The organism is Desulfopila sp. IMCC35008, from assembly GCF_010646885.2.
Lineage (GTDB): Bacteria > Desulfobacterota > Desulfobulbia > Desulfobulbales > Desulfocapsaceae > Desulfopila.
In genome coordinates this window covers 5,678,546-5,699,351 of sequence record NZ_CP050700.1, presented here as the reverse complement: position 1 = coordinate 5,699,351, position 20,806 = coordinate 5,678,546, and the positions used below count along the sequence as shown (strand labels likewise).

Sequence of the window (20,806 nt, the reverse complement as noted above, 5' to 3'; positions counted from 1 at the left end):
GCTATCCATCCTAACACTGTTCCTTTAAATATCAAACAAATCCAACACATCCTTGAAAGTATTGCTTCCGACCTTGCAAACCGTCATCCCTCCCGAAAAAGGGTTATAGAACTTACAAACATAGGTTCCCTCTTCCTCTAGACCAAAAGGATGCAGAGTTCATGCAGGATATCATAGCTTCATTTGCCCAGAAACATAGGATGACTATGACCGAAACCATGACAGAGATTGAACGAACATTTTCATCAATGCTGTCAAAATGGTATGGCCTTGAGGTGATGGTGCATTTCCGGGACGACCTACAGGTGGAGGCCGTTGCGTACAATGAGACAGGCGGTGTCATCAGGCAGCAATTGATTGATGTTACGAAAATGCGAGGTTTGAATACTTTGAAAAAGCACCTTGAAGAGGACTTGGCTAAAGCTGCTCTATTTAAACAGACCAACCGCTACAAATATCATGAGAAAGAACTTCGTTGGGGTGAAATTGCAGCTCGCGATTCGGAGGGCAATTTTCACATAGAAACTGAAATCATTCCCGGTGAAAAGATTCTTGCCATGTGCCCATTAAACCGAATCGGCTTACACGAACGTGACACAAGAAGTTTCTCCATAGGCATGAAACGAGCCTTTCACCTCCGACGAATCGATCCGATTATGCTTAATGGCACCGCCAGACTAAAAATCGTTGTCGATCGGGTATCCAAAACTTTGGTGGAAACTCTGCTGGCGGAGCATCTTGGTGCTTCAGCGGAGAATGTTTCAATACGTTGTACCAAACGATATGTGGGACATAAAAGTTTTGTCCTTACATCCAAGAAGCTACCAAAATCAGTAATTATTGCCGTCACACGTGAACTTCGCGAAAAAATGGAAGTCAGGTTCCTAAAGAATGCCAAATGACCAGAAAGCACAAAAAACAACAGGAACAGTGGACGCATATCGGGACTGGAGTTCACCTTGATCGTCCGGAGACAATAGTAGATTTAGGCTTTCCAGATAATTTCCGCAAAGGGCATTTCTGGTGTTTTGGTACAACCCGAGTTGGAAAAACAAGGTTGATGGAACATATCATCGAGCAGGACATCAGCAAGGGCTATTCAGTGGTAGCAATTGACCCCAAAGGGGATATCGATCTCTTTTCAAAAATCACCCAATTGGCTGATGCTACCGGCCGTCTCCATGACCTGATGTTGATTACTCCAATATTTCCACAATTCAGCGCAATTCTTGATCCACTTTCCTCATATTACATGCCGGAAGAACTGGTCGCCCATATCACAGCAGGAGTTGCAGTTGGTCGGGAGCCATATTTTTTCGGAGTAGCCTACGAAGTGAGCCTGGTGGTGGTGCAGGCACTGATCATGCTGGCCGAAGTGAACGGAGCAGCTCCTTCGTTTAATCTGAACGACATTAAAAATCATATCAGCCACCAGGACTTGGAGCGACTGAAGGAGCAACTTGATTATATCAATACCCCTGAAGCAGAACAGCTATCAAGGGATATGCAGAAAATTCTCTCGACTCCGGCAGACTACTATTCCAAAGTCGCAAGCTCACTCCGTGTGGCCTTAACCGAGTTAACATCTGGAAATGTGGGCCAGATTATCGGCAAAGCTGATGAAAATCGATTCATCAAACGACTGGAACAGGACAAAGGAATCATTTTAGTTGTTCAGCTGGGTTCACTCCTGACCAAAAGAGCGGCCTATACTGCCGGCAAGGTGATCATCTCCATGATCCAAGCTTTTGTAGGTCGGGTCTACTCCAGCGGCAAAAGCGTCACCCCTCCCCTTGTGCTCCATATAGATGAGGCCCAGTCAGTACTCTACAACGGTATAGAGGATCTCTTTGCCAAAGCGGGTGGAGCTGGTGTCTATATCCATGGCTATTGCCAGTCGATTAGTCAGCTCTATGCCGAAGTTGGAGAAGACCGAGCTAACACCATCCTGGATAACTGCAACACCAAACTTTTTATGCGGGTACCGGATGCGAACACAGCGAGCTATGTTTCCAGGCATCTTGGTGAAGAAAAACGATTCTCACCAATTATATCAGTCGGGGGTGGACTCTCGATCCGGGAGACAGAAGAAGTCCGAATCAAGCATACTGAAGTCCTGAACATGGCCACCCGGGAAATTTTTCTGAACACCTATTCCGGCACCTATAAAGGAAAGACGGCAACAGTTCATGACAGTACACTCAAAGTCACTTTTCCGGATCTGGCGAAAGCGACTATGGCGGCAGCAAACCGTGAGAGATGAAGGAGGCAATACAAGCCATCATCGGTTGGCTCAGAGCAATTGGCTGGAATGGTAGTTTTCTAATACTCGCTGTCGTGCTCATTATGACCATTATTGCTGTTTTGGCCTTGAGCAGAAAGAAGGAAACCGTTGTTCAGAACACTATTCATTTACGAGACTTGTCTAAACTATGGACAGAGGAAGACACCAAAGAAATCCATATTTCAGAGCTTTCCCCTTTATGGCGAGACGAGCAGTCTCTCTCTGAGGACAACAAAACCACCCAACTTCGAAATCCCCGGGCAACGGCATTCATGGAAAACAATCTTAATAGTGTTTGGTTTAAAAAGTTTCCGCAGCAAAAGGCTGTTTGCGTTCGGTTATTGTCGTTACTCGATCAGCAAGGTCAGTGCCCTTCAGTGGTTGACATTCGTGGGGATGTAGAAGGAGGATGGGATGAAAACACGTACCAGCTTCTGGCAAGAATAAGCCTGTTGGATCATTCTCTTAACGTCGCCGAAGAAGTTGTCCAGCTTCTCTCTGAAAACAAGGCCTGGCATGTTATCCCCGACACAATGATAGCAGCCCTTGCTCATGACTTGGGCAAACTTGAATCCATACGAGGGTATCTCTATTCCTTGGGAGAACATCCCCTTGCCGCTGGACGCCCACTTGCTGGAATTTCCGAGTTCGAAAATCTTCCGAAGAAAGATGAAATTCTTCAGGCAATAAAACTCCACCATAAGATGCCAAAAGGATTGCTCGGCAAAACACTGAAAAAAGCCGACCAGCAAGCAAGACAAAAGGAACTTGAGAGTACCACCCTACAAAAAGATTTTGCGGATACCAAGGAACACGCACCACCATCAGCTACCACAGTTGATCAAAACACTAAAAACGATGCAGCATGGCAAGCTCAAGCAGACATCTATAACGAAGGACACGATACCAATTCCAGAAAGCCGAAGACTACACCGCAACTGGTTGACATTTCCTCATGGTTCGAGGCTTCACAGTTCTTGGATAATCTGAAACCCTATATAAACAAAATGTTTGGCCGTAGGTTTCTGGCTTTTTCCATGTCTGATGGTCATGTGTATTTTCAGGCCAAAGTGCTCGAAGAGGTAGCACGAAAAATGGCAGAAAAGGCAGGTTGTATGGAAATCGCCACTATGGCACACAAGGACGAATCCATGCGAGGTGTCTTATTCACTATCGTTCATCAGCTCCGAGCCGAGCATGATGTTGTTGACCGGGGGCTAATAAAAGACACCTTTTTCGGAGGATACTTTAATGTGACTCGGAAAATCGGCAAAACTATCAAAGGCTACTACACACCGTTTCATGCTGAATCGTTTGGATCTGTTGCAGAGATGGAACAGGCTAAACCACAGATGCTGCGGGATATCGTTAAAGTCAGTCCCTATCTCGACAGTGATAATTCGGAACACGAAAACTGATGGGCAGGGAATGGGAGAACAAAGGGCCAAATGATACCAATGCCCAGATTATCACGACCGATAGCGGCAGGATTTATAGGCCCAAGAATCTCTTGAATGCCATTTCCGAAGTCCAGCAATTTTTCGTCATCGAAAGCAAAGGGCAGAACATACCGGCTGAATTCCTTACACTTGAACGGACCCTCGATTTTTTCAAGATAGGACTGAAAAGTGGCTTTCACGAAGGGTTTGCCCTTGTGTTGCTCTTTCCGGTATTTCACTTTTATCTATTTCCTTTTGTCTTCAAGCAGTTGGATTGGTTCAGCCACTTCATTTTCGGCAGTATTCCTTACCTTGTGTTGCTGGTGAACACTGGCATGTGCTGTTATATAAGCCGCTATTATGTCGGCAACATCACCAGGAAGGCCATCAATTCCCTGCTCATGGGAAGGGCAATGTCCCTGTTGATCAAGGCTTTCCTCTTATATGTTGTATATCTTGTGCTTTACCGGATAAGCACACCAGAAAATATCTGGAAACTTGCCCAGCAGTTTGGAGCCAGGGCCCAGAACATCTATGCCGGATTCTTTGAGGTTAAACCACATTTACTTCCCGTGGCGACGGAAACTGCAGGCATTATGCTTGTGGCTGCAATTTTCCCGTACGGCTCAGTGTACTTTCTGGATTTATGGCATAGGTACCAAGTCAGAAAGAACAAAAGAACAATTTCAGCCCAACTGTAGGAGGCATACATGGCCGAAAAAAATGACACAAAACCATCCTGGCAGGAAATCCAGGAGAAAAAAATCAATATGGCCAAAGAACGTGGCTCTCGGGTCCTTAAAGTAAACTCCCCTCTTGGTTCAACCATGTTCGATATTCTACGGCAATTTGACATGGCTTATGCGCACTTCAAGGCCAGACTAGGAGAAATGAATGGCATTTCACACGAAGAAGGTGAAGAGCTAATGGCTGAGGGACGAGAAATTGTTATGGCTTTCTCAGACTATACGGCGAGATTAAGCAAAAGAATCCGCTTTCGCTACTACACTCCCCGTGAGATTGATGCATTTATGAAAACTGATGGTGAGGAAAGCCAAGAATAACCTTGCAAGACAAGAGATGCTTTGCTATTTCAATCAACATACTGTTTTTACAGAAATTCTACCAAAACCTAAAGAGAGCATTATGAATAATTTATCTTTTTTAACTTTCAGAGATATTTAGGATATTTCGGTGTGTTGCAGCAATACTAAACATAAGAAATTACTGTATCAATCTTGAGAATTATACCCTACGCCTGCAAACGACATTATCTCATCACGCCAAACAACCTCTTGATCTACTCCACCCTGGAGACAAATCTCAAGTAGTTCTTTTATTTCTTGATTTTCAACCGAAAATGGCCGTTGCCCTTCTTTGGCCACTGCTTTCGTATAGGGATGTGCATTGCCAGTTCTAAATTCTTCAGCCAAATATTTGTATAGCCCGGAAAGCCTTAGGTGAGGCAAGTTTTTTTGTAATTTTAGAAAGATTTGTAGGCCACCTAAATCAAGATCCCCCCAGAAGAAAAGGTTTTTATGTGAAAGAAGGGTCGACAATTGCTCTGGATTGCCTTTTCTGGTCAACCGGATCACACCCTCATGATTTTCCTTGGTTAAATTACCTACCAGCATTTCCCCATATTTAAGGTCTTTTTCGAGGGCAATTCCAAACCCATATGAGCTAATCCAGCTATATTGGAGTTTATCATCGGCTTGAACTGCTGTTTCAAAAGAATGCGGATTTTCCACTATGATTACCGCATCAGGATTCTTGTTGCCGGCGACAGAAATATATCTATATGAAGAGGCGAAAGAATCTAAATTTATACCAAAGGCCCTGGCCTCCGCCTGGATGGTAGATAGTAATTTTGAGGAACCAAGAAAGTATTTTGCACTTACATCATATATGGCTTTACCTGCATATTTTGCTTGATCTGAACGTAATTCTATTAATGCGCAAAATATTGAATACATTTGATCTCGCGAAAAACCTTTGAGCTTTGGCCCAACCGACAACAACGCTATTTTCTCATTATCGGCAAGATCTCCTTTTCCCAAAATATTCACCCAATCTTGTTCGTGATCAGGAAGGTCTTTTTTTGGTACATCAACTGTGATCTTGCCATGAATCTGAAAAGGGCCTTTAGTGAACCTTCCCGACAAGAATTCTTCTTGGAAGAGTTGCTCCAGGGCTAAATTCAAATCGGTTTGGCTATAAGATGTTTTGGTTTTAAGCAGGTTATAAAAAGATTTACTCTGAAAGACGCATTGCTGCTTACCCTTGGCACGTGTAATGGCCGTTTTGAGAATCAATTTTTTCAGAGTTGTGACGATAGCCTTATCATAATACATTGTAAGTACCTGCTTACTTCTTCTTAGCTTGAAAGTTTGCAAAACCGATTTGGCCCATCATTTCTTTTTGTTGATGATCAAAAGCCACCCACCCCTCACTATCATTGCTGCTTGCATCTGTATATGTTCGCCCGATAAATAAATTGGGGAAAACATTAAAATCATGTGTACCAACATAGGTTGGATTGTGGATTAGACCGATGATTTGAAATGCACCTTGAGTGGTTTCTATTGTGCTGAAGGCTTGTTTGATAAGAGATGGTTTTGAAAGAGAAGAAAAAAGACCATCAATAATTAACACATTTGGGGATTCAGCTGCATCGCGGTGTCTTCTTATGCCTTGACCAAACTCTTCGTTTATTTTCCGTCTTTGTGCATAACGAGCCATAACGACATACATTAATAGTGCAAGAGAGGTTTTTTCCCCTTCACTTATACCTTTAAATTTTTCACTTATGTTAAACTCGGTGACGTTTCCACCTCTTATATCTGGGTGTTTGTACTTGATAGTCGGATTAAGAAATATGCTGCGATAGCATTTTTCGCTTATTCTTTCTTTGAGGTTTTTTTGATGTTCGTCGTCTTCTGATTTATTTGAATCACGAAAGGGGTCCTCTTTATCACGTGTGTATCGTTCGTGTGCCGACTTGACCATCTCGATAATATTGTCTATAGAACTTTCTATGTTTTCCCTGGATGCAATTTCGGCCTTTATAAAGTATGCAGCACTGCCCTCTGTCCCTTTTAAAATTCTCTTAAGCGTTTGAAAGTTGGCTATTGCCTTATCTGTAAGTGACGTTAAACTGCCAGCTAATGTGTCACGTAATTTCTTTTCATGCTCTTTTGCTCTGGTAAAGTCCTCGATCTCTTGATTTAAAGTCTTTTCGAAATGATCTGCCAAACTAATGATTTGTTCGGGGGCCTTTTTAATTTCCCTGATGAGTTCTTTCTCACCTTGATTTAAAATTGCGTCCATCCCAGATGCTCTAATTTCTTCATCACACCTTTTTTGAAAAGAAATCTCGCAGTCGCTGACATGATTACGCGCTGAACTTGCTTTGTTGTTGAGGACTTCAAAATTATCTTTTTCCAAAGATCCTGATATCTCTTGAGCCTTACCATGTACAGAGGCGAAATCTATCTGTTCTTCATGAAGGGAGGATTGTAATTCATGTGCTACGCTCATAATATAAGAGAGATCTACAGTATCATTTTCAGTAATTGAACGAATATTTTTAAGAGCTCGTTTATACAAGGCGGTAACACTACTCAAAAACCGATCATATTCTTCTGAGTTTTTGCTATACAGCTTGAACTTACCTTCTAGCTCTCCACGTTTCTTGCCTCGGTCGGTTATTCTTCCGGATAACGTTAATCTTTTTTTCTCAATTTCTTTGAATTGGTTTTGCAAGTCAGTTTCACTATTGATTGCCAAAGTAGCAACATAGGTGGCAGCTCTGTTGAGGTCGTAGTCCTGTTTCCTTCGGATAGTTAGAAGTTTATCCTCACAATCATCAATAGTCTCTTTTAAGGAAGTGTAGGTTTCCAAGCCATCTGGAAGGAATTCTCTCAACGCTTTCAAGTTGTTCTTCTTGGTGTTGTTTTCTTCTTTATATTTGGCAAGATCTTGGCTGTATTTTTCTGCATCCTCGGTAAGTTTTGCGATTTTGTCTTTTAAGTCAGTGATGCTATCGCTAAGAGTATCGTGCCTCTTTTGGAAAAGGACCAGCTTACTGTATAATTCAGCGTATTTTTCTGGTCCTCCTAAGAGCACAAATATTTCTGCATCTTTGACGTATTTCATAACCAAATCGGTATATTTTTCTTGGTACAGCTCTTTTTCTTCTTTTAACGACTCTATTTCCTTTGCAATTCTTTCGATTCTTTGCCCAAATTGGCTGTCTTTGGAGTTTTTGGCGTTCTGGGCCAACGTGACAATAGTGCTGGTAGAGGATATTGCTGTCAGTCTATCCTTGATTTGACCGCTTTCTTGTCTCTTCTCCACCAGTTGTGATTCCACAAAAATCTTTCTTTGTTCTCGCTTCTCTGGATCAAGAATGCACTCAACAAGGTCCGTTTTTTTACCAGCAATGAGGTAAAAAACATCGCCAGCGGCTTTTTTTATCTCAAGGTTTTTGTTTTGGAGGAGTCCTTTTAAACTCTCCTCGTGAAAGACCGGTAATAGAATATCTTCTTTTTTTTTGGTGAAAATATTCAAAACACTTGAGATATTGTCCTCACCCTGAATGACAGGAGCAAAGAGAAAAGACGAAAAAAGTGTCAAAAATTCTTCTGCTCGGTCCGGACTCTCGGTGTGATGCTTAATGAATGAATGTAGTGGTTCATATTGAATGTGGTCGGGTATTAATTTGAGTGCCTTTGAAGCATTCGGCCCGGGTGCGACTTTGTTCTGTTTTAAAAGATCGAGCTCAGCTTCATACTGTGTAATTTCATTTTGAACGATATCTGCCCTGGATGTTAAAAGAGCACGTTCTTTGTCGACCTTTATAAGCCACTCCGCTGGATCGACCTCACCCTCAAGCTTGTAAAACTTTAATTCGAGAGAATATCCACGTTTGGCTTGATCTAAGACAGGTTCTCTTCTGGTGATTTCCTTGATGAAATAACCGCGTTTTTCATGTATCCGTTGCTCAAAACCAATTATTTCTTCATCTGGAAAAGATTCGGTACAAGCGAGATATCCTGGTTGAACTTTTTGGATATTCTCATACTCTTTCTTGACTGTCTGTAATTGAACATCCAGACCTTTGAATTCTATCTCGATTGGTGATAATTCCTTCAGGGCGTTTTTACGATAGACCTTGGTGGTTTGAAACAACTCATCAAGGCGCGCCTCTTCTGCTTCTATAACTTGTAGATGGTCGTCAGGGTGTTCCCTTGGGTATTCTTTGCTGAATTGCTGATATAAGAGATACTGTGAGTGTAGTGGGCGTATTGCCTCATCCGCGTTCTTCTTGTTTTTTTCAAATTCTGCAGCATCACCTTTCAGCTTTACCTTTACCTGTTGCGGATCTTTTAGCTCAAACTCGGTAAATAAGCCAGAGTCTCGCATATCTTCAAAGGCGTTTTTATCTACTTTAAAGGTCTGCAGACGTTCTTCCAGTTCAACCTTCTTGGCCTCTAAATCTTTGAGTTCAGATTTAAGGTCTTTTATTACACCCTCTATTGTTCGTACCTCGGTCTGAGCAAGGTTTGCTCTTTTTCTCAGAGGACTGGTGTCACACCTACTTTTAAATATTGTAAAAGCATTTTGAATGAGATCCTTGAAGAGATCTTTGTCTGCCCGGGTCGCACCCTTTTTGAGATACTCCGGTTCCACACTATCTATGAAATTCAGGACATTTTTCAAAGAATAAAGCTTAGATTGATGTCCTCCATAGCTTTCCGGTAGAGCAAGATCGCAAATGATATCAATATTTTGTGGTCTTTGGTTAGGTTTTAAGTTTTTCCTCTGGAAAGTCTCGTTGATGATCCTTGTCTCTTTACCAATTAGCCCTGCAAGACCTACGTCTTTCAATAGAAAAGGTTCATCTGCATCAGGGACAATCACTATGTTTTTAATCAGATTATTCAGGGTTTCGTTATCTTGGCTGGCAAAAACAGGTAAGCCGGGAAGGGGGGCATCTTCTACCAGGTGTTTTACGGTTGCGGCAACTTCGGCTATTTTGAGATAGGCTTTTTTGTAATTATTTTCCGCTTCGTCAATTTTTTCTTTCAGTATCTTGATTTCATTAAAAACACCAGACACTTTTTTCTGACGGTCAAGTCTCTTTGCTTTCTTTTCCCCTTCAAACTGAGCAGTAATTATGTTCATAGAGTTACTCAGGATGGTGTCATCAAGAAAAATCTCTCCTTTTTCGGTATCACTTGTAGCCTCGCCAATAGTCAATTGTGGTGCAATATGTGAATAGAAGAAGGCTTCGTGATATTTTTCCCCTCTGCTGACTCTGGTTTTATACTAACTTGCGGACTTATCCCCGCCACCATCCTGAAGAAATGAAACCATTTGATTGAGCTGTTGGGCACCCCAATGATCATGTACTCTATCGAGCCATTCATCTTTTGAGGTACCTTGTCGGGCACCGTTTTTCTCACGGATGATTTTTGCGAACTCTTCATTGAACAACAACTCTATTGAACCATCGTTTACGTTGGCAACAGGAACATCTTCGAGAATACCCGGATAACAATAATATTTTAAACTTTGTGATCCGTCTCTGAAACCGCAGACACCGAAAACATACTTCTCACCTGTTATTGTTTGTGAGATCGTGGGCAAAGTCGGTACGGAGGTTTTCATATCTGGTTGAATAAATTCAACTCGGACATGCGTATGTACACCGGAACTATCAGGAGCAAAGACCTTGCGCATGTTGCTTACTAGAGTGCGCTGTCTTGAGAGTAATCCTAAAATTGCTGTGTTGATTGTAGTCTTTCCAGACCCGTTCATTAGAACTATTGCAGTGCTTTGGCCTTTCAAATCAAGGACACAATGCCGATAAGTCGGATTCCAATCACTTCCACCTGATTTATCTAAAAAATTGGATAGTTCAATTCTGTTTATCAGAGACATTATGCTTGTTCCTCCTGGACATCTTGGTTGTCGGATACATAGAGATTTTCATGAACATTTTGCAAAACGCTTGTCTCTTCATTGAACCTGAAACCGAGCCCGGATTCGTAATTTTCATTCAGCTCAATAGCCATTAATAATGTTTGGCAGTAAAAGACCTCATTTCCTTCCTTTTCTTCTGCAAGATAGGAAATATTGCACATGAAATCTAAAAACCGGGTAACTCTCCGGAAAAGCATGCTACCTTCTTCGGCTAATAGGATTTTACTGGCCTCCTTGGATGGATCCTGCCTGACCTCTTCGATGGTGTTTTTGATTTGACTTATGAGAACTTCTTTTGAAAAATTTGCACCTTGATATCCAGACACATTTGTGATGGGCCGAGACCAGTGTGTGTAAAGCAGGGTGAGCATGTTTGACCAAATAAAGAAAAACCAGATCCGTGTAATGATCTTTGATTCATTTTCCTTAAGCGATAGATATTTATAAATATTCTGTATGTCGAGCCACGCCGGAACGTTCTCTTCAGGGTCTCGGATCAAGAAAAAATGCACGGCCCCCGGTGGTAGCCCCGGCATCTGAGAGGCCTCTACTGTAACGATTCGAAATCCTGTCTCAGCTAAAAATTCGTCTATAAAAAGACGGGCATCAGGAGACGCGTGGTATAAGTCATTAGCGGTATTTCGCTCGTTACCCCTAAAAGGAATCCCTTTTGGTGCATGTGTTCTCAACACTCGGTACGACAGCAGGTGATTTATTATTTTGCATTGTTTTCGAATACGATCCTCAGACATAACTATCTCCTAATTGTCGAGAGGTTTTAAAATAAGATCATGATAATGCACCACAAGATCGTCAAACTCACCATCCTGTGCTATTTTGTTGTTCACACAAACAACGAGGTCCTTTTTAAGCTTTTTTGACTCAGAGGAAGTCAAACACATTCCCACTATGGCCATAACATCCTCGATGTTCTGGCATAATCCAGTGTCATCTTCAATTGCGTGGCGTAAAGAAAAGAATCCGTGTTCTTCAATGGATTTTAAAATAGCTGCACTATTTTCCTGCAGGTATTTCTGAAGTCTGCTTAAGATCTCAGCTTTTGCAGAATCATCAAAAGCAGGACGTCTTGTTTTTCTCTTTTGAGGAAGAATAGTTTTTTCCCAAAGATCATTTGTGGGGGAGTTGAGGAAATTTGAAGGGCTCCAAAATCCATAGAGCATCAGGAGTCTTTCCTGGCTCTCTTGAGGGATTTTCCCTTGAGCTATGGCAAGGGAAATCTGATGAAAATCTACTGTTGGTATTATATTTTCCTGTAAAGAATAAAATATTTCGAGAAACAAAGACAAGTTCTTTCTAAACCCCAACAGATTTGTGTTTATTTGTTCGAGTTTTAGAAACAGGAATTGCTCATAGTATTGTTTCTCCGGATTGCGAGTAATAAATGAATAGAGGCTGTCCCCTGTTTTTGGATCACGTAATTGTTGGCCGATCTGACCAGTAATGCGACCTATGTTCTCCAATGTTTCAAGGTACGCGTCACCTTTGGTTTTGTAGTGCTCTCGTAATTCTTGTCGACCAGAAACTTCAAGAAGGCCTATGAGTTCATGGGACTGGTTCATGATACTATTGATCAATTTGTCGGCGTACAGAATATAATTTTCGAAATCTCCTAAACTCAACGCTTTTTCTATCTGTAGCGCTATCTGATCTCCATACAGCAATTCCTCTGCTGTGTAGGAAAGACTTATTGAGGTAATACCAGTGGGTGAAAGTTTACAGCGGAATCCATATTGTTTTTTCTCAATGAGAGGCGTGCTGTTTTTTAGAAGAGCGATGTTGTGGTCATGGAATTTTAATTCAAATTCTTTTGAAAGAAGGTTCACCATGAATTTAACATCTTCAATGGTGAATTCAGAGAAGGAATCGTCCAAATTCTCAAAGAAGGGTTCAATTGAATGATAGGCCATTGGTTGCGCTAAATCTCTGGTGTGCAGATACTCTAGCAACTTTGTGGCAAGTGAGAACCAAAGGCCATTTGTGTTTTGTCTACGATCTTCATAGCCAACCTGGATGTTTCCCAGGCCTGGCGTTTTCGTTAGATCATATGTGTCGGCAAGCCTAATGGTCGACTTTAATAAATTGATCCAATCCATTTGTTTTTAGAATATATAGGGGCTAAGTTCTTCCCTATTCCCTAGGATTATTTGTTGAACTCGCGCCTCTCTTTCTTTATCCCCGATCCCCACTTTCATCAGTTGCAAGAAATAACCTACTAGAGCTCCCCGTGTGGTGTGTTTATACGCCCCATCCACCATTCCATAGTCACCCTCTATTACCCGTGATTGGGAAGCCGACAGACCGGGATGAGGAAGGATTATAATGTCCACCATTTCATTCCATAGCGAATCAGATCTGGCATCTTGATCTGCAATATCTTGTGTCGGTAAGATTGAACGAATTCTCGCGAGAAGAAAATCTCGGTAGTCTTCGTGTTTTTCTGAATATGCTCTTATGTGCCAGCGGAAACCGTTATAAACTAAAGCGTGGGGAGACAAGATCAAATCAGCCTCTACTTCTGTGCTCATCGACTGGTATTGTGCAACCACTTTCAGTCGATCGCAGATAGCTTGGTTTATAATTTGTAATGTTTTGTTTTCATAAGATCTTTCTCCAGGGCACACGATTTCAACCGAAGGGAGAGTATTTAGCAGTACAATTGTCGCATCAGGTCTGCTTGGCGGAACTGACTGGAGCAGCCTAAAAAACTCTTCTGCGGTGCCCTTCAACACCTTTGGCTTGAATCTGTCAGAAGGAATATGAGATTTAATAATTCTGTCATAGACCATGTTGTTCGGAAAAAGTTCATGGTATTTAGAAAAATCCTTTGCAGCTTGGATTTCGCCAATACCAAACAATTCCTTCAAGTCTTTCCTGTTAACTCGGCCTTTCCACAACAAAGCGGCTTCAATTGAAGCCAATCTTTGCCTTATTTCCCATTTCAGATTGCTGTATTTTTTATAATGCATACACAATATATACATATACAATATGTATATGTAAAGAAATATTCATCATCGACTTTAATGTTACATGGAAAATTCGTTCTTCTGTAATGAACAGGTGTTACTGAGAAAATTAACTTATCTCTAAGAGAAAAATATTCTGTTGAGGCAATTTAATACAAAGCGATGATTCTATGGATGGAAAAAACTGAATGAACGATCTATCGACGTAACGGTTGTAATTTCTATGGAACGAATTAATAGACAGCCATGTGAGATGGTCTTTAAGATTAAATTCAAATCGATTTACAAAACTTGTTAGATCAGATCTCTATCTGCTATACGCTGTTGAATCCATTCTTTAACCTCAGATTCTACCCACCCTACTGAACGAGCACCAAGATTTATTTGCTTGGGGAATTTATTTTTCTTGATAAGCTCATAGATATTGGTTTTACATATCCCGGTAACCCTTGTCACCTCTGGCAGTCTAATAATCCTGTAGTTTTCTGTCATGACATTATCTCCTTTGGTGGTTCATCTATTTACTCTTGGCCTCGTCCAAGTTTACCTATTTTGTCAATGGCTTCCAGCTTATGGTCATGGAGCAAATGAGTATAACGTTGCACCATCTGCAAAGTTCTGTGGCCTAAAATATCAGCGAGAGTACGAATATCAACTCCGGCCATGATCAAATGACTGGCAGCGGTATGACGGAGATCGTGCATATGTATATCAGGCAATCCTGCCCGCTTTTTGGCCGCATCAAAGGCTTCCCTAAATTTTATACCTGGCCTCGCTTTGACTCTATCTGTCTGCAACTGTCCCTCATCTAAGAAGACGAGCTTTTCATCTCGCCCCTCAGTGAGTTCTCTTAGGTTAGATAGTTCGGCGACAAGCTCCTTGGTTAAAGGCACCCAGCGGGGATCTTTATTCTTAGTATCAGGTAGGTAAACAACTCTTTTCTTGAAATTAATTTGTCGCCAATACAAACCGGCTGCTTCAGATGCCCGCATCCCAGTGTGTAACAGTGTTAAAATAAAATAGTAGAGACTCTTGTTTCTGGCTTTCCGACAAGCTTCCAGCAGTCTGGAAGCTTCCTCGTCGTTTAAAAAGCGAGTTCTCCCATGAGGCGGAGCAGGCCGCTCAATCCCCGCAACAGGATTTTCAACCGGGATCCCCCATTCCTTTTTGGCCTTGGTGAAGAGATGTGAAAGTAAAGCCAACTCCTGCCGGACAGAATAGGCTGAGACCACTTTCATCCTGCGATCTCGGTATTGGGCAACTATTGGAGTAGAAATGGAACCGAACGGTGTTTCTGTTCCAATTTGCTCCAGCAGCCTAGCCGCAGAAGCCTTTTCCCGCATATGGGTGGTAATCGCCTTATTGCAGGAAATTGTGTCGAGATATTTTTCAACAGCCTGCCCAAAACTGACATTCATCGCCAATCGTGGGTCGTTGTACTTTTTGGCTTTGATGCTATCTTCGGTTTTGGCAGCCCACGCTGAGGCTTCACCTTTCGTATCAAAAGTCCGACTGACCGACGGATATCCCTTAATACGAATGGTTGCAATGAAACTCCAGCCATTCATCTTTTTTCTCTTTGTGACTCTGGCCATATTTTCTGCTCCAAAAATGTTCCATTTTTGTTCCACTAATAGAGAATAAAATAGCATAAAACAGCAAAAGATAGCAAGAGGTGTGGAAAAGCAGGAAAGCACAAAAAAAGGGCTTTACCCCAGTATTACTGAGATAAAGCCCTAAAATCAACTGGTGCCGGAGGTCGGAATCGAACCGACACGGGGTTGCCCCCGCTGGATTTTGAGTCCAGTGCGTCTACCAGTTTCACCACTCCGGCATAGGTGTTGTTTATACTCTCAGATAAAGCCTGAAGTCAAGTACTAAGGGGAGCCTGATGTACATTCTCAACCGATTTCACTTTAATTAACAGCTCAAATATTGAAAAACCCGGTATTTGGCTCAAACTCACGCCATATACGCCGGTTGTTTTCCTGCGGAGATGACCCTTGCAGACGAATCTGCTCGCTCACCGTCCCGCTACAACTCGCAGCGTAATATGTGCTGCATTACGCACTCGGCACGGTGTTGTATACTGTAATGTCACGCATCAGATTCCCGTTGCAACCATCCTGCATCCTTTTCCGATGTCGGTTAGAGCTTCATCCACCATGAGTCACACGAACAGCCTCAGGATATTCACATGAGCAAAGAGGCCTACACGAGCATTTGCTGGAGAGTATTAAAACCTTCTTTCGTTTTACAACTTGTGAGAACAGTCTCCTTGATTCCAGCATGTTGCAGGAATATCTGCGCGCGCTGCGTATTCGCCCCTGGAGCATCCACCTTGGAGATAATGCCGATTACCCTGCGGTTGAACATCGAGGCAAACAAGGGAGGAAACAGGCTGCTTTTGCGAGTGGCATCCTGTACTAAAGCCAAGATGTCGCAGTCGGCAGATGAGGTGATGAGCGCATTGTAGAACCGTCTGTTTTCTAGAAATTCACCCGGTGTATTGATGAACTGGCCACAATACTCCACAGCCATGGCCCGATGCGAGGTATATGCTGTATCGCCGGAGAGTTCACGGATCAAGGTGCTTTTCCCCACAAGGCTTTCACCGATGAGCATCATTTTCTTCATGGAGCTTACTCACTGATATGTAGCGAAAACCAGGTCGTGACGGATTTTATCATGAAATAGCCGGGTTAAACCGGATCCGGGCTACGACCGTGTCATTTCTGCCGTGGAATAATGAAGTATCTTCTTAAAAAAATTGAGTACTTCACGGATGGACGACTCAACGCTGGCAACATCGCCCACAAGCAGTAAAGAGCCGCCGAACCTGTCAAGAAAACCTATCTCTACGTTTGCAGCTTTGGTGGCAACATCGGCTGCTATAATAACTCCTTCATACGGTGTTATGGTGAGAATGCCGATTGCCCCCGCCGATTCGTCATCCAATCCCAGTTTCAGGTATATAGATCGGTCGGGGTTGGCAATAACATGAGCCAGTGTCACCTGTTTTCCCGGAACATATTCCTGAATAATACGCTGTTTTTGTTCTGTGCTGAAATCCGACATATTTAGTTCTCATAAACCTGGGGACATGGGGTGGCGGAACGTGCCCCCAGGTAAAAAGTGATGTTGTAGCGAAAGTTTGTGGCCGACTGCTAAAGCAGGTGTCCCTTGAGCTCTTCGCTGGGTGAAGGCATAACCACATGACTATGGACGGGACCGGCCTCTCCAACACCTTCGATCCCCGCTTCAACAGCAGCTTTTACTGAGCCGACATCGCCTGTCATCGTAACAAACGCCTTGCCACCAAGTCCGGCTGCCATGCGGATTTCGATAAGCTGCACATCCGCCGATTTGGCTGCAGCATCGGCGGCGAGAATACAAGATGCGGTGGTGCAGGTTTCAATAACACCCAGCGCGTTGATCTTTGGCAATATCGAGGTGCCGCTTAGGGCAGGGAACACATCCATATGGACGCTTGGTATTGTAAACCAGTCAACAGCCATGTCACTGGCAAGCGCGCGCCCTACTTCAACAGCACTTTGCACGGCGCCGGTGTCGCCGGTTATCACAACGATATATCGTCCGGGACAGGTGGGACGGGCCATAACAAGCTCTACACTTGCGGCTTTGATCATTTCATCTGCGACATGCATGCCCCAGGCAACACTATTAAGCTCGACGCAGCCGATTGTTCGTACATTCATTGTTGTATCTCCAATATCAAGCGCTGATGGTTACTTTGCCATCTTCAATTGCTTCCACCACGCCACCAATGCTGGCGTGTACCCTTGCCCCCATAGCGCCCTCGGGGATTTCTCCGATCAGGTCACCCTGGCTCACCTTATCTCCAACCGACACGGAGCAAAGAGCGGGCGCGCCGATATGTTGACCAAGCGGCAGCACAACCCTTGTGCAGCTCATTTCACCGCCATAGCCTGCATGACCATTATATTTTGCCAGGTTCAACCGCTGGATCAGTCTGCTGGTCGGGACAGCGCGGGTACTTCTGAATGGGTGGGACTTGAGGGGTGCACCTGATGCCTCCCAGGTGACACCTTCGCTCATCAGCACTTTTTTAATCTGGGCATTGACCTCCCTTGGCGAAACCATCATGGGGCAGGCGAATTTTTCACAAATCCCACATTCAGAGCAGAGCAGTGCTTCGCGGGCGATTGCACTCTCAAGTACCTGGGAATCCAGAACGCGCATCAGTTTATGCGGGTGCAGCGAGTGACCCATAAGGTTTCTTGGGCAAAGATCAGTACACCGGGTACACTGGCAGCAGATGGTGTTGGTGATCCGGCGAATTTTCTCAGGCGCCATGATCTTGCCTGCCACAACAGTGTGGTCAGGAGGCAACACGAGCAGACCGCTGGTGGTTTTCGTGATCGGCTGGTCGGTGTCTGCAAGTACACGACCCATCATCGGTCCGCCGTCAACGACCCTGTACTCAGGTATTGTGGGGCCGCCGGCAAAAGCGAGCACGTCAGAAACCAGTGTACCAACCGGAACCTTCAACACCATGGGATTTTGAATGTCTCCGCTCACGGTGAGATAACGATGGGTAACCGGTTTACCTTCCATGGCGTGGGCTATGTTGTACAGCGACTCAACATTACTGACCACGGCACCGACCTGGAGGGGAATACCACGCTCGGGAACAGTTTTACCCAGAACCTCATGAACCAGTACCTGCTCATCACCGGCCGGATAGAAGTCTTTAAGTTCATAGACGGCAAGACGCCCCGAAGTGTCCTTTGAGACTGCTTGCTGAACAGTGGCCAGGGCCTCTTTATGTTTCCCTTTCAGGCAAATGATGCCCTTGCTGGCTCCGGTGCAGTCGAGTACGGCGTCCAGTCCGCGAATAACCGTGTCAATCTCGGCTTCCATGAGGTATGGGTCACTCATGAGAAGAGGCTCGCAAGAAGCACCGTTAACCAATACGGTATCTACATTGGCAGTCGCTTTTACATGGGTTGGCAGACCGGCGCCGCCGGCTCCGACGACACCTGATTGCTGAATTTTTTCTATAATTTGTTCTCTCATTACATCCTCTTTTCGGATGAAAACTCGTTCACTCACCCGACATGTCGAAGGGAGATGACTTACCAGGCCTTTTGCAATAGTTCGAGAATATCACTATGGGACGGTCTTCTCGGGTTACCCTCAGTGCAGATATCTTCAAGGACGTTATGGGCCATAGCATCAAGGTGGCTTTTGAAATTCTTTTCTTCGATGCGTAATGCACCAACCCTGTGCGGGATTCCCATGGTGTCATTCATGTCGACAACCGCCTGGATGAGGCTTGCGGTTCCTTCTTCAACGGTAGAAGCAGGAAGGGACAACATTTGGGCAATTTCCTGATAACGGATGCCGACGTCAAAGCTGTTGAATCTGATCACATGGGGTAAAATCACCGCATTGGCCAACCCATGGGGCACATGGAAAATGCCACCGAGGCTATGGGCTATTGAGTGGGTGATGCCGAGGCCGCTGTTATTAAAGGCCATTCCGGCCATGCAGGAGCCGAGAAGCATATGCTCCCTGGCTTCCATATCGTCACCGTTTCGGAATGCCCGTAAAAGGTATTCAAACACATAGCGAATGGCGTAGCGCGCATAGATGGAGGTAAAAGCATTAGCTTCCCTCGAGGTATACGCTTCAATGGCATGAGTCAGGACATCCATACCGGTTGCGGCGGTCACGGCGGGGGGAAGCGTACGGGTAAAGCGGGCATCCAGAATGGCTATATCCGGAATCAGGGATTCATCACTGATCGGAATCTTGATTTCCTTTTCCTTGTCGGTGACGACCGAAATATCAGTTACTTCCGAACCGGTACCGCTGGTAGTGGGTATTGCGACCAAGGTCGGCTTGACGACATCATCAGACGCCTTGTGCGCAAAATAGGCTATCGCCTTGGCGGCATCTATGGGTGAGCCGCCGCCGAGGGCGATAATAAGATCCGCTTTGTGTTTTAGAAAGAGCTTGGCGCCAGTGGTCACGGTTTCCAAAGAGGGGTCCGATTCCACATCGGCAAAGACGACATGCGGCACTCCATTGCGGTCGAGATGGCTTTTCACCCGATCGACAAAACCTGTTGTAACCATAAACTGGTCGGTAACTATAAAAGCCTGCCTGGCCGCCAGGTGCTCGAGGGCATCCATGGCATCTTCGCCATAGCAGATCTTTGTCTTTCCGTAAAACTGTGTCACCTGTAACTCCAAAACAAAATAAATTAATCTTCCAGTGAAAATGCCAGGCGTCAACTGCCGGCGAGTGCTCAGTTGAAGTGGTCAGTAAAGGTGGGGCACAGATCGAAAAGTAAAACGATTTGCGCCCCCTGCATCAACTGTTTAGCTTCCATCCGAAAATGCAGCATTTGGGGAGGGAATCAAATAATCAGGAGCGCTTGGGCAGAATAACTTCCACTTCGCTGTGGGGACGTGGAATAACATGAACACTTTTAAGCTCTCCAACCCGTTCCGCAGCAGCTGCGCCAGCGTCGGTGGCTGCTTTTACCGCGCCGACATCACCGCGCACCATGACGGTCACAAGTCCACCGCCTACCTGCTCGCGGCCGACGAGTTCAACGTTTGCGGCTTTAATCATGGCATCAGCTGCCTCAACTGCGCCGACCAGACCTCTGGTTTCAATCATTCCCAGTGCATTCATAATTTTTTCTCCGTAGGATTGTGTTCAAATCAAATCGTTTGCTTCAGTACATCGACGATTTTGCAACTGATATCTTTGAGTTGCCGGGGGTCATCAATGCCATATTCTTCTTTCACCATTGCGGCGACGCCATAAAACAAACGCTCCGTCTCCGCGTCGCCTATTTCAACATCAACATCCGTATCATCAGTACTCGCAGGAGCAACCAGGTCCGCATTGCATAATCGTGCGGGGCAGGAAGGTGCTCCGCACGACGGAAACTCAGGCTTTGGATCACGTTCTATGGTGATTTTTCTTTTGCTGAGTTCATCCCTGGCACCGGGAGTGAGGATCATGGTATTGTCAACGTAGATCCTACCGTTAGCCTGACAGATGTGGGCATCCAGGTTCTTGACTTCTATAAGTTTCTTTTTCAT

General features: G+C 44.3%; 20 protein-coding genes and 1 tRNA gene. 5 read left to right on the top strand and 16 right to left on the bottom strand.

All coding sequences use genetic code 11. The features are described from left to right. Positions 1–161: 161 nt before the first annotated feature. The 5 genes from GA520_RS24425 to GA520_RS24405 are packed head-to-tail and all read left to right on the top strand — an operon-like array spanning position 162 to position 4,787. The gene (locus GA520_RS24425) at positions 162–902 is read left to right on the top strand and encodes a hypothetical protein (RefSeq protein ID WP_163336023.1); all 741 of its coding nucleotides are present in this window, start codon (positions 162–164) and stop codon (positions 900–902) included. Next, complete coding sequence (locus GA520_RS24420) at positions 899–2,263, top strand: type IV secretory system conjugative DNA transfer family protein (RefSeq protein WP_163336022.1); 1,365 nt, start codon at positions 899–901, stop codon at positions 2,261–2,263. The genes GA520_RS24425 and GA520_RS24420 overlap by 4 nt, the downstream gene beginning before the upstream one ends. Beyond that, entirely contained in the window at positions 2,260–3,702 is a 1,443-nt protein-coding gene (locus tag GA520_RS24415; RefSeq protein WP_240910035.1) for an HD domain-containing protein, read from the top strand. The genes GA520_RS24420 and GA520_RS24415 overlap by 4 nt, the downstream gene beginning before the upstream one ends. Continuing rightward, positions 3,702–4,424: a hypothetical protein gene (locus GA520_RS24410; protein ID WP_163336021.1), complete on the top strand. Its 723-nt coding sequence runs from the start codon at positions 3,702–3,704 to the stop codon at positions 4,422–4,424. Before GA520_RS24415 ends, GA520_RS24410 begins: the two co-directional genes overlap by 1 nt. A 9-nt stretch (positions 4,425–4,433) precedes the next feature. Further along, positions 4,434–4,787: a recombinase gene (locus tag GA520_RS24405; protein ID WP_163336020.1), complete on the top strand. Its 354-nt coding sequence runs from the start codon at positions 4,434–4,436 to the stop codon at positions 4,785–4,787. Between the two features lie 168 nt (positions 4,788–4,955). On the opposite strand, the gene GA520_RS24400 is transcribed toward GA520_RS24405, so the two are convergent. From GA520_RS24400 to GA520_RS24325, 16 genes are all read right to left on the bottom strand, one after another. After that, the gene (locus tag GA520_RS24400) at positions 4,956–6,077 is read right to left on the bottom strand and encodes a Wadjet anti-phage system protein JetD domain-containing protein (RefSeq protein ID WP_163336019.1); all 1,122 of its coding nucleotides are present in this window, start codon (positions 6,075–6,077) and stop codon (positions 4,956–4,958) included. 13 nt (positions 6,078–6,090) lie between these two features. Continuing rightward, positions 6,091–9,987 carry a hypothetical protein gene (locus GA520_RS24395; protein ID WP_163336018.1) on the bottom strand — a complete coding sequence of 1,299 codons (3,897 nt, stop codon included), beginning with the start codon at positions 9,985–9,987 and terminating at the stop codon, positions 6,091–6,093. 69 nt (positions 9,988–10,056) lie between these two features. Next, positions 10,057–10,671 carry a hypothetical protein gene (locus GA520_RS24390; protein WP_163336017.1) on the bottom strand — a complete coding sequence of 205 codons (615 nt, stop codon included), beginning with the start codon at positions 10,669–10,671 and terminating at the stop codon, positions 10,057–10,059. Then, the gene (locus GA520_RS24385; RefSeq protein ID WP_304511266.1) at positions 10,671–11,465 is read right to left on the bottom strand and encodes a hypothetical protein; all 795 of its coding nucleotides are present in this window, start codon (positions 11,463–11,465) and stop codon (positions 10,671–10,673) included. Before GA520_RS24385 ends, GA520_RS24390 begins: the two co-directional genes overlap by 1 nt. A gap of 9 nt (positions 11,466–11,474) precedes the next feature. Further along, entirely contained in the window at positions 11,475–12,827 is a 1,353-nt protein-coding gene (locus GA520_RS24380; RefSeq protein WP_163336015.1) for a hypothetical protein, read from the bottom strand. 6 nt (positions 12,828–12,833) lie between these two features. Then, the gene (locus GA520_RS24375; RefSeq protein WP_163336014.1) at positions 12,834–13,700 is read right to left on the bottom strand and encodes a WYL domain-containing protein; all 867 of its coding nucleotides are present in this window, start codon (positions 13,698–13,700) and stop codon (positions 12,834–12,836) included. A gap of 294 nt (positions 13,701–13,994) precedes the next feature. Next, positions 13,995–14,192 carry an AlpA family transcriptional regulator gene (locus GA520_RS24370; protein WP_163336013.1) on the bottom strand — a complete coding sequence of 66 codons (198 nt, stop codon included), beginning with the start codon at positions 14,190–14,192 and terminating at the stop codon, positions 13,995–13,997. Positions 14,193–14,221: 29 nt separating this feature from the next. Beyond that, positions 14,222–15,295, bottom strand: coding sequence for a site-specific integrase (locus GA520_RS24365; RefSeq protein WP_163336012.1), 1,074 nt, complete (start codon positions 15,293–15,295; stop codon positions 14,222–14,224). A gap of 152 nt (positions 15,296–15,447) precedes the next feature. Beyond that, positions 15,448–15,534: transfer RNA gene (locus tag GA520_RS24360), tRNA-Leu, on the bottom strand. A gap of 377 nt (positions 15,535–15,911) precedes the next feature. Continuing rightward, positions 15,912–16,337, bottom strand: coding sequence for a EutP/PduV family microcompartment system protein (locus GA520_RS24355; RefSeq protein WP_163336011.1), 426 nt, complete (start codon positions 16,335–16,337; stop codon positions 15,912–15,914). Positions 16,338–16,418: 81 nt separating this feature from the next. Next, positions 16,419–16,778 (bottom strand): BMC domain-containing protein, encoded by a 360-nt coding sequence (locus GA520_RS24350; protein WP_163336010.1) that lies wholly within the window; start codon positions 16,776–16,778, stop codon positions 16,419–16,421. 89 nt (positions 16,779–16,867) lie between these two features. Continuing rightward, complete coding sequence (locus GA520_RS24345; RefSeq protein ID WP_163336009.1) at positions 16,868–17,419, bottom strand: BMC domain-containing protein; 552 nt, start codon at positions 17,417–17,419, stop codon at positions 16,868–16,870. A 16-nt stretch (positions 17,420–17,435) separates the two neighbouring features. Continuing rightward, positions 17,436–18,761, bottom strand: a complete 1,326-nt coding sequence (locus GA520_RS24340; protein WP_163336008.1) for a 4Fe-4S dicluster domain-containing protein — start codon at positions 18,759–18,761, stop codon at positions 17,436–17,438. A gap of 59 nt (positions 18,762–18,820) precedes the next feature. After that, positions 18,821–19,930, bottom strand: coding sequence for a 1-propanol dehydrogenase PduQ (locus GA520_RS24335; RefSeq protein WP_163336007.1), 1,110 nt, complete (start codon positions 19,928–19,930; stop codon positions 18,821–18,823). Between the two features lie 187 nt (positions 19,931–20,117). After that, the gene (gene eutM / locus GA520_RS24330) at positions 20,118–20,390 is read right to left on the bottom strand and encodes an ethanolamine utilization microcompartment protein EutM (protein WP_163336006.1); all 273 of its coding nucleotides are present in this window, start codon (positions 20,388–20,390) and stop codon (positions 20,118–20,120) included. 29 nt (positions 20,391–20,419) lie between these two features. Next, a complete protein-coding gene (locus GA520_RS24325; protein WP_163336005.1) occupies positions 20,420–20,806 on the bottom strand; it encodes a hypothetical protein in 387 nt (128 codons plus the stop codon).

What these genes read in the sequence shown, in the direction of transcription:
- GA520_RS24415 (WP_240910035.1), top strand. Translation starts at nt 2,260, where the DNA reads ATGAAGGAGGCAATACAAGCCATCATCGGTTGGCTCAGAGCAATTGGC.
- GA520_RS24370 (WP_163336013.1), bottom strand. Translation starts at nt 14,192, where the DNA reads ATGACAGAAAACTACAGGATTATTAGACTGCCAGAGGTGACAAGGGTT.
- GA520_RS24385 (WP_304511266.1), bottom strand. Translation starts at nt 11,465, where the DNA reads ATGTCTGAGGATCGTATTCGAAAACAATGCAAAATAATAAATCACCTG.
- eutM (WP_163336006.1), bottom strand. Translation starts at nt 20,390, where the DNA reads ATGAATGCACTGGGAATGATTGAAACCAGAGGTCTGGTCGGCGCAGTT.
- GA520_RS24365 (WP_163336012.1), bottom strand. Translation starts at nt 15,295, where the DNA reads ATGGCCAGAGTCACAAAGAGAAAAAAGATGAATGGCTGGAGTTTCATT.
- GA520_RS24420 (WP_163336022.1), top strand. Translation starts at nt 899, where the DNA reads ATGACCAGAAAGCACAAAAAACAACAGGAACAGTGGACGCATATCGGG.
- GA520_RS24355 (WP_163336011.1), bottom strand. Translation starts at nt 16,337, where the DNA reads ATGAAGAAAATGATGCTCATCGGTGAAAGCCTTGTGGGGAAAAGCACC.
- GA520_RS24375 (WP_163336014.1), bottom strand. Translation starts at nt 13,700, where the DNA reads ATGCATTATAAAAAATACAGCAATCTGAAATGGGAAATAAGGCAAAGA.
- GA520_RS24425 (WP_163336023.1), top strand. Translation starts at nt 162, where the DNA reads ATGCAGGATATCATAGCTTCATTTGCCCAGAAACATAGGATGACTATG.
- GA520_RS24400 (WP_163336019.1), bottom strand. Translation starts at nt 6,077, where the DNA reads ATGTATTATGATAAGGCTATCGTCACAACTCTGAAAAAATTGATTCTC.
- GA520_RS24340 (WP_163336008.1), bottom strand. Translation starts at nt 18,761, where the DNA reads ATGAGAGAACAAATTATAGAAAAAATTCAGCAATCAGGTGTCGTCGGA.
- GA520_RS24325 (WP_163336005.1), bottom strand. Translation starts at nt 20,806, where the DNA reads ATGAAAAAGAAACTTATAGAAGTCAAGAACCTGGATGCCCACATCTGT.
- GA520_RS24390 (WP_163336017.1), bottom strand. Translation starts at nt 10,671, where the DNA reads ATGTCTCTGATAAACAGAATTGAACTATCCAATTTTTTAGATAAATCA.
- GA520_RS24345 (WP_163336009.1), bottom strand. Translation starts at nt 17,419, where the DNA reads ATGAATGTACGAACAATCGGCTGCGTCGAGCTTAATAGTGTTGCCTGG.
- GA520_RS24380 (WP_163336015.1), bottom strand. Translation starts at nt 12,827, where the DNA reads ATGGATTGGATCAATTTATTAAAGTCGACCATTAGGCTTGCCGACACA.
- GA520_RS24350 (WP_163336010.1), bottom strand. Translation starts at nt 16,778, where the DNA reads ATGTCGGATTTCAGCACAGAACAAAAACAGCGTATTATTCAGGAATAT.
- GA520_RS24410 (WP_163336021.1), top strand. Translation starts at nt 3,702, where the DNA reads ATGGGCAGGGAATGGGAGAACAAAGGGCCAAATGATACCAATGCCCAG.
- GA520_RS24405 (WP_163336020.1), top strand. Translation starts at nt 4,434, where the DNA reads ATGGCCGAAAAAAATGACACAAAACCATCCTGGCAGGAAATCCAGGAG.